Annotated in this window: 8 protein-coding genes; 6 read left to right on the forward strand and 2 right to left on the reverse strand. The window is 65.8% G+C overall.

All coding sequences use genetic code 11. From position 1 onward, the window contains the following. The first annotated feature begins 8 nt into the window (after nucleotides 1–8). The 4 genes from thrC (at nucleotide 9) to moaE (ending at nucleotide 3802) form a co-directional block, all read left to right on the forward strand. The gene (thrC, locus tag QM685_RS13185; protein WP_415116502.1) at nucleotides 9–1484 is read left to right on the forward strand and encodes a threonine synthase; all 1476 of its coding nucleotides are present in this window, start codon (nucleotides 9–11) and stop codon (nucleotides 1482–1484) included. Between the two features lie 269 nt (nucleotides 1485–1753). Further along, nucleotides 1754–2986, forward strand: coding sequence for a gephyrin-like molybdotransferase Glp (gene glp, locus QM685_RS13190; RefSeq protein WP_415116528.1), 1233 nt, complete (start codon nucleotides 1754–1756; stop codon nucleotides 2984–2986). A gap of 34 nt (nucleotides 2987–3020) precedes the next feature. Further along, the gene (gene moaD, locus QM685_RS13195) at nucleotides 3021–3278 is read left to right on the forward strand and encodes a molybdopterin converting factor subunit 1 (protein ID WP_415116504.1); all 258 of its coding nucleotides are present in this window, start codon (nucleotides 3021–3023) and stop codon (nucleotides 3276–3278) included. Nucleotides 3279–3325: 47 nt separating this feature from the next. Next, nucleotides 3326–3802 carry a molybdopterin synthase catalytic subunit MoaE gene (moaE, locus tag QM685_RS13200; RefSeq protein WP_415116506.1) on the forward strand — a complete coding sequence of 159 codons (477 nt, stop codon included), beginning with the start codon at nucleotides 3326–3328 and terminating at the stop codon, nucleotides 3800–3802. Nucleotides 3803–3863: 61 nt separating this feature from the next. Here moaE and QM685_RS13205 read toward each other — a convergent pair whose 3' ends face one another. Continuing rightward, nucleotides 3864–4403: a group III truncated hemoglobin gene (locus QM685_RS13205; protein WP_415116508.1), complete on the reverse strand. Its 540-nt coding sequence runs from the start codon at nucleotides 4401–4403 to the stop codon at nucleotides 3864–3866. Then, the gene (locus QM685_RS13210; RefSeq protein WP_415116510.1) at nucleotides 4400–4612 is read right to left on the reverse strand and encodes a hypothetical protein; all 213 of its coding nucleotides are present in this window, start codon (nucleotides 4610–4612) and stop codon (nucleotides 4400–4402) included. Before QM685_RS13210 ends, QM685_RS13205 begins: the two co-directional genes overlap by 4 nt. 112 nt (nucleotides 4613–4724) lie before the next feature. Here QM685_RS13210 and QM685_RS13215 point away from each other — a divergent pair, with 112 nt between their 5' ends. Beyond that, on the forward strand, nucleotides 4725–5258 hold the full coding sequence (locus tag QM685_RS13215) for an Rrf2 family transcriptional regulator (RefSeq protein ID WP_415116512.1): 534 nt from the start codon (nucleotides 4725–4727) through the stop codon (nucleotides 5256–5258). A 121-nt stretch (nucleotides 5259–5379) separates the two neighbouring features. Beyond that, on the forward strand, nucleotides 5380–7487 hold a 2108-nt coding region (locus QM685_RS13220; protein WP_415116514.1), incomplete at its 3' end, for an AAA family ATPase.

A 7487-nucleotide genomic window follows, 5' to 3' on the forward strand; every position in this document is an offset into this window, starting at 1 on the left:
GCCGAACTATGAACTACCTTTCCACGCGCGGCGCCGGAGCCGGCGAGCGCCATACCTTCTCCGACATCCTGCTCGGCGGTCTCGCGAAAGACGGCGGGCTGTATCTGCCGGCCGAATATCCGCGCGTCACGTCCGACGAGCTCACGCGCTGGCGCACGCTGCCGTATGCGGACCTCGCGTTCGAGATCCTGTCGAAATTCAGCGACGACATTCCCGCTGAAGATCTACGCGCGCTCACGCGCAAGACCTACACGGCCGCCACGTACTGCAACGTGCGCGACGACGAAAGCGCCGCGCAGATCACGCCACTGAAGACGCTCGGCGTCGAGAACGGCGCGCCGCTCGTCCTGCTCGAACTGTCGAACGGCCCGACGCTCGCGTTCAAGGACATGGCGATGCAGTTGATCGGCAACCTGTTCGAGTACGCGCTGGCCAAACATGGCGAAACGCTGAACATCCTCGGCGCGACGTCCGGCGACACCGGCAGCGCCGCCGAATACGCGATGCGCGGCAAGCAGGGCATCCGCGTGTTCATGCTGTCGCCGCACGGGAAGATGAGCGCGTTCCAGACCGCGCAGATGTACAGCCTGCAAGACCCGAACATCTTCAACCTCGCGGTGGAGGGTGTGTTCGACGACGCGCAGGATATCGTCAAGGCCGTGTCGAACGATCACGCGTTCAAGGCGAAGTACAAGATCGGCACGGTCAATTCGATCAACTGGGCGCGTGTCGTCGCGCAGGTCGTCTACTACTTCAAGGGCTACTTTGCCGCGACGAAGTCGAACGACGAGCGCGTGTCGTTCACGGTGCCCTCGGGCAACTTCGGCAATGTCTGCGCGGGGCACATCGCGCGCATGATGGGCCTGCCGATCGAGAAGCTCGTCGTCGCGACGAACGAGAACGACGTGCTCGACGAGTTCTTCCGCACCGGCCTCTACCGCGTGCGCAAGGCAGCCGAGACGTATCACACCAGCAGCCCGAGCATGGACATCTCGAAAGCATCGAACTTCGAGCGTTTCGTGTTCGACCTGCTCGGCCGCGATCCGGCGCGCGTGCTGCAACTGTTCCGCGACGTCGAGGAGAAGGGCGGCTTCGACCTCGCGGCAAGCGGCGATTTCGCGCGGGTGAAGGCGTTCGGTTTCGTGTCGGGCAGCAGCAGCCACGATACCCGCGTCGATACGATCCGCGACGTGTTCGAGCGCTACGACACGATGATCGACACGCACACGGCCGACGGCGTGAAGGTCGCGCGCGAACATTTGCAGCCCGGTATTCCGATGATCGTGCTCGAGACCGCGCAGCCGATCAAGTTCGGTGAGACGATCCGCGAAGCGCTGCTGCGCGAACCGGAGCGGCCGGCGGCGTTCTCGGGGCTCGAGTCGCTGCCGCAGCGCTTCGAGGTCGTGCCGGCGGATGCGCAGCGGGTGAAGGATTTCATCGTGGCTCACACCGGGGAACCCGCGGGCGAACAAGCTCGCGCCTGAGTGGCCACGTAAGTGGCCAGATAAATAGCCACATAAGTGGCAGCAGGCCTTGCTAACCAGCAAGGTCAACAGGCGTCGTCAGGCACACCGGGTCGCGTGGGCCGCCTCCGCGAAAAACGCGGCCCGCGCATCCTCGCCCCCACGCATCGAAAAACACAAAAAACTCCCCATAACGCCCGGCCGCCCAGGCTGACGGCATCGGCCGCTACAATGTTCTTTTAACCTGCGGCTTCGAGTCCGAGATGTCCACACCCACGCCCCGCGCTCCGATGCTCGCCACTGCCGATGCGCTGGCGATCCTGCTTGACGCCGCGCGCCCGGTCGACGGCACGCAATCGCTGCCGACGCTCGACGCGCTGAACCGCGTGCTGTCCGCCGACGTGACGTCGCCGCTCGACGTCCCGCCGATGAACACGAGCGCAATGGACGGCTACGCGATCCGCATCGCCGATCTCGCGCACGGCAGCCGCCTGCCGGTCTCGCAGCGTATTCCGGCCGGCCATGCGCCGACGCCGCTCGCGCCCGGCAGCGCGGCGCGCATCTTCACCGGCGCGACGGTGCCGCCCGGCGCCGACGCGGTCGTGATGCAGGAGCAAACCGAGGCGGCCGGCGACGAAGTCACGATCGTGCATCGGCCGCAGGCGGGTGAGTGGATCACCGCGCAGGGCGCGGACATTCGCGCGGGCTCCGTGATCCTGCCGGCCGGCACGCGGCTCACGCCGCAGGCGCTGGGGCTGGCCGCGTCGGTCGGTTGCGCGGCGCTCGACGTGCGCCGCCGCGTGAAGGTCGCGGTGTTCTTCACCGGCGACGAGCTGACGATGCCAGGCGAGCCGCTGGAGCCGGGCGCGATCTACAATTCGAATCGCTTCACGCTGCGCGGGCTGCTCGAAAAGCTCGGCTGCGAGGTGGCCGACTACGGCATCGTCGCGGATCAGCTCGACGCGACCCGCGCGACGCTGCGCGAAGCCGCTCGGGCGCACGACCTGATCCTGACCTGCGGCGGCGTATCGGTAGGCGAGGAGGATCATGTGAAGCCGGCGGTCGAGGCCGAAGGGCGTCTGTCGATGTGGCAGATTGCGATGAAGCCGGGCAAGCCGCTCGCGTTCGGCGCGGTGCGCCGTGACGCGGCCGGGGATGGGGCGTCTTCGGCAACCGCGGCCGCAACGTTCTTCATCGGTCTGCCCGGCAACCCGGTGTCGAGCTTCGTCACGTTCCTGCTGTTCGTGCGGCCGTTCGTGCTGCGTCTTGCCGGCGTGCAGGCGGTCGCGCCGCGCGCGTTGTCGCTGCGCGCGGACTTCACGCTGGGCAAGGCCGATCGCCGCAACGAGTTCCTGCGCGCGCGCGTCAACGCGGCGGGCGGCCTCGATCTGTTTCCGAACCAGAGCTCGGCGGTGCTGACCTCGACCGTGTGGGGTGACGGTCTGATCGACAATCCGCCCAATCACACGATCAGCGCCGGCGAGACCGTGCGCTTCATTCCGTTTTCCGAACTGCTGAACTGAGGCCGGCGCTGCGGCGCAGCCCGGCGGCATCCCGATGAAGATTGAACTCCGATACTTTGCAAGCGTGCGTGAAGCGCTCAACACGTCCGACGAAACCGTCGACGTCCCCGACGGCATCGCGACCGTCGGCGACGTGCGCGCGTGGCTGCGCGTGCGCGGCGGCATCTGGGCCGAGACGCTCGCCGAAGGCCGCGCGCTGCGCATGGCCTGCAATCACGTGATGACCGACGCGGGCACGCGCATCACCGAGGGCTGCGAGGTCGCGTTCTTTCCGCCTGTGACCGGCGGCTGAGCGGTGCGCGTCGCCGTTATCCAGACAGAAGACCTCAGGAGCCGTCCATGCCCGTTCGCGTCCAGACCGAAGATTTCGACCTCACCGCCGAGGTGGCCGCGCTGCGGGCGCGCAACCCGAAGATCGGCGCGGTTGCCTGCTTCATCGGCACGGTGCGGGATCTGAACGAAGGCAGCGCGGTCGAGACGATGGAGCTCGAGCACTATCCGGGCATGACGGAGAAGTCGCTCGAGGCGATTGTCGAGCGTGCGCGCGAGCGCTGGCCCGGTATCGAGGTGTCGATCGTGCATCGGGTCGGCAAGCTGTATCCGCTCGATCAGATCGTGCTCGTCGCGACGACGGCCGCGCATCGCGGCGACGCGTTCGCGTCGTGCGAATTCGTGATGGACTATCTGAAGACCGAGGCGCCGTTCTGGAAGAAAGAGAAAACCGACGCCGGCGAGCGCTGGGTCGACGCGCGCGTGACGGACGACGCGGCGCTTGCGCGCTGGGGTATCGAATCGGGGAACCGGACGGGCGGGTAGGCGGGGTGAGGCTGCAAGGCTGCCGTATTCACGTTTCCAGCGCGAGCCGGATCCAACCCATTCACGCGTCGCGCGAGCGGCCGATGATCGGCACCGGAAACGGCTCGCCAGCCGGCCGTGCCGGATGATCTCCATCGTCATCGCGCGGCCGCTTCGGCGCGACGCGATCGAGCAGCGCCTGCTGCTCCGCCGGAATCTTGTAATCCCAGCCGAAACGGCTCAACTGCAGGCTTTGCGCGATCCGCAGCGCGGGCTCCATGAAGCGCACCGCCGCAGCCGGCTGATAGCGCGATTCGACCGTATCGAGAAACAGATACAGCCAGCGGCTGAAGTGCTGCGGCTCGATGCCTTCGAGTGGCTGATGCGCCTGCTGCACGTTGCCGCGATACTGCTTCGCCCCCAGCACGAGGCTGCCCCAGAACGTGCACATCTTCGGCAGATGATCGTCCCAGCGGCCCGCGAGCTTCGCGTCGAAAACGGGCCCCAGCAGCGGATCGGCGCGCACGCGATCGTAAAAGCCATAGACGAGATCGCGGATATTCACCTCGGTGGGTTCGGCCGCGCGTTCGACCGGCGCAGCGGCGGGAAAGGACGGATTCATGCGGATTCCAGAAAAATGCGCTTCCTGACGGCGCGGGCTGCCGGCGTGGCGCGGGCGGCGGGCAATTGCCGGAACGCGTCGCAAGCGGCGCAGGCCGGCCGGGGCGATGCGCGGGCGAATTCCCTGCTTTTCAGGCGAATGATCGCGGCGGGAAACGTTACCATTGCCACTGAAAACGATACAAAGCAAAGGCCGATGCCGTCGTCCAAGTTATCTTAGCTCAGGGTCCGGCGGCCATCCCTGGCAACCTTTGAGTCGACACGGTTATCCGCGCGGCCGCGGCCCGCTTGCTCACCGCCTTTTCACGTCCTATCTGCATCCATGAGACTGACCGACTATACGGATTACGCGCTGCGCGTGCTGTTGTACCTCGCGGTGCGAGGCGATGGACTAGCGACGATCCAGGACATTTCGCAGGCGTACGGCATCTCGAAGAACCATCTGATGAAGGTCGTGCAGCAACTCAGCGAACGCGGCTGGGTCGAGACCGTGCGCGGGCGCCATGGCGGACTGCGGCTCGGCGAGCAGGCACTCGCGCTGACCGTCGGCGACGTGGTGCGCCTGACCGAAAACGATTTTGCGCTGGTCGGCTGTCTGCCGGACCGGCAGGGCGAGCAGCGCGCTTGCGTGATCACGTCGCATTGCCGCTTGCGCGGCGCGCTGCTGGCGGCGCGCGATGCCTTTCTCGCCGAACTCGATCGCTATACGATCGCCGAGGTCGCGCAGCCTCAAGGACCGCTCGCGTCGTTGCTCGGCCTCGGCGCGACGATTCCGATACTGCCGGTGGCGGCGGTGTCGGGCGGCTCGGGCGGCTCGAGTGGCGCGGGCGGCGGCAACCCCACGCCACCGGGCTGAAAACGGGGCCGCGACGGTTGTTTCGCTCAAATGTTAAATAGTTGCGGTCGAGGCCAAAAAAGCGCTTGAAACCCCAATAAAACGCCTCATTTTGGTGGTAATCGAAATTGGAGGTCTCTTGATGAGAATCGACAAACTCACCACTAAATTCCAGGAAGCATTGGCGGACGCGCAGAGTCTGGCCGTCGGCCACGACAATCAATACATCGAACCGGTGCACGTGCTGTCCGCGCTCGTCGCGCAGCAGGACGGCTCCGCGCGTTCGTTGCTGTCGCGCGCGGGCGTGCATGTGCAGCCGCTGCAAACCGCGCTCAACGACGCGATCACGCGGCTGCCGCAGGTGCGGGGCACCGACGGCAACGTGCAGATCGGCCGCGACCTGACCGGTCTGTTGAACCAGGCCGACAAGGAAGCGCAGAAGCTCAACGACACGTTCATCGCGAGCGAGATGTTCCTGCTCGCGGTCGCCGACGACAAGGGCGAGGTCGGCCGGCTCGCGCGCGAGCATGGGCTGTCGCGCAAGTCGCTCGAAACCGCGATCGCCGCGGTGCGCGGCGGTTCGCAGGTGCACAGCCAGGACGCCGAAAGCCAGCGCGAGGCGCTGAAGAAGTACACGATCGACCTGACCGAACGCGCGCGCGCCGGCAAGCTCGATCCGGTGATCGGCCGCGACGACGAAATCCGCCGTTCCATTCAGATCCTGCAACGCCGCACCAAGAACAACCCGGTGCTGATCGGCGAGCCGGGTGTCGGCAAGACCGCGATCGTCGAAGGGCTCGCGCAGCGCATCGTCAACGGCGAAGTGCCGGAAACGCTGAAGAACAAGCGCGTGCTGTCGCTCGACATGGCCGCGCTGCTCGCGGGCGCCAAATATCGCGGCGAGTTCGAGGAACGTCTGAAGGCCGTGCTCAACGACATCGCGAAGGACGAAGGGCAAACCATCGTCTTCATCGACGAAATCCATACGATGGTCGGCGCCGGCAAGGCCGAAGGCGCGATGGATGCGGGCAACATGCTGAAGCCGGCGCTCTCGCGCGGCGAGCTGCATTGCGTCGGCGCGACCACGCTCGACGAATACCGCAAGTACATCGAGAAGGATGCCGCGCTCGAGCGCCGCTTCCAGAAGGTGCTGGTGGACGAGCCGTCGGTCGAGGCGACCATCGCGATTCTGCGCGGTCTGCAGGAGCGCTATGAGCTGCACCACGGCGTCGACATCACCGATCCGGCGATCGTCGCGGCGGCGGAGCTGTCGCATCGCTACATCACGGACCGCTTCCTGCCGGACAAGGCGATCGATCTGATCGACGAAGCCGCGTCGAAGATCAAGATGGAAATCGACTCGAAGCCGGAAGAGATGGACCGGCTCGATCGTCGGCTGATCCAGTTGAAGATCGAACGCGAGGCTGTGAAGAAGGAGAAGGACGAAGCGTCGCAGAAGCGTCTGCAACTGATCGAAGAGGAAATCGAGCGGCTGAATCGCGAATATTCGGACCTCGACGAAATCTGGACCGCGGAAAAAGCGGCGGTGCAGGGCAGCGCGCAACTGAAGGAAGAGATCGAGAAAACGCGCGCGGAAATCACGCGTCTGCAGCGCGAGGGCAAGCTCGAGAAAGTGGCCGAATTGCAGTACGGCAAGCTGCCGGGGCTCGAGGCGCAACTGAAGGAAGTCACGCGCGCCGAGGCCGAAGAGCAGAACAGTCCGAAGCGTCCGCGTCTGTTGCGCACCCAGGTCGGTGCGGAGGAAATCGCGGAAGTCGTGTCACGCGCCACCGGCATTCCGGTATCGCGGATGATGCAGGGCGAGCGCGAAAAGCTGCTGCAGATCGAGTCGAAACTGCATGAGCGCGTGGTCGGCCAGGACGAAGCGATCAACGCGGTCGCCGATGCGATCCGCCGCTCGCGCGCGGGTCTGTCGGACCCGAACCGTCCGTACGGCTCGTTCCTGTTCCTCGGGCCGACCGGTGTCGGCAAGACCGAGCTGTGCAAGGCGCTGGCGTCGTTCCTGTTCGATTCGGAAGATCACCTGATCCGTATCGACATGAGCGAGTTCATGGAGAAGCACAGCGTCGCGCGTCTGATCGGCGCGCCGCCGGGCTATGTCGGCTACGAGGAGGGCGGTTATCTGACCGAGGCCGTGCGCCGCAAGCCGTATAGCGTGATCCTGCTCGACGAAATCGAGAAGGCGCATCCGGACGTGTTCAACGTGCTGCTGCAGGTGCTCGACGACGG

Origin of the sequence: Paraburkholderia sp. (assembly GCF_047605525.1) — a bacterium.
In the GTDB taxonomy this organism is placed as follows: Bacteria; Pseudomonadota; Gammaproteobacteria; order Burkholderiales; family Burkholderiaceae; genus Paraburkholderia.

Coding starts and splice junctions, on each gene's coding strand:
- thrC (WP_415116502.1), top strand. CDS start 9: ATGAACTACCTTTCCACGCGCGGCGCCGGAGCCGGCGAGCGCCATACC.
- glp (WP_415116528.1), top strand. CDS start 1,754: ATGCTCGCCACTGCCGATGCGCTGGCGATCCTGCTTGACGCCGCGCGC.
- moaD (WP_415116504.1), top strand. CDS start 3,021: ATGAAGATTGAACTCCGATACTTTGCAAGCGTGCGTGAAGCGCTCAAC.
- moaE (WP_415116506.1), top strand. CDS start 3,326: ATGCCCGTTCGCGTCCAGACCGAAGATTTCGACCTCACCGCCGAGGTG.
- QM685_RS13205 (WP_415116508.1), bottom strand. CDS start 4,403: ATGAATCCGTCCTTTCCCGCCGCTGCGCCGGTCGAACGCGCGGCCGAA.
- QM685_RS13215 (WP_415116512.1), top strand. CDS start 4,725: ATGAGACTGACCGACTATACGGATTACGCGCTGCGCGTGCTGTTGTAC.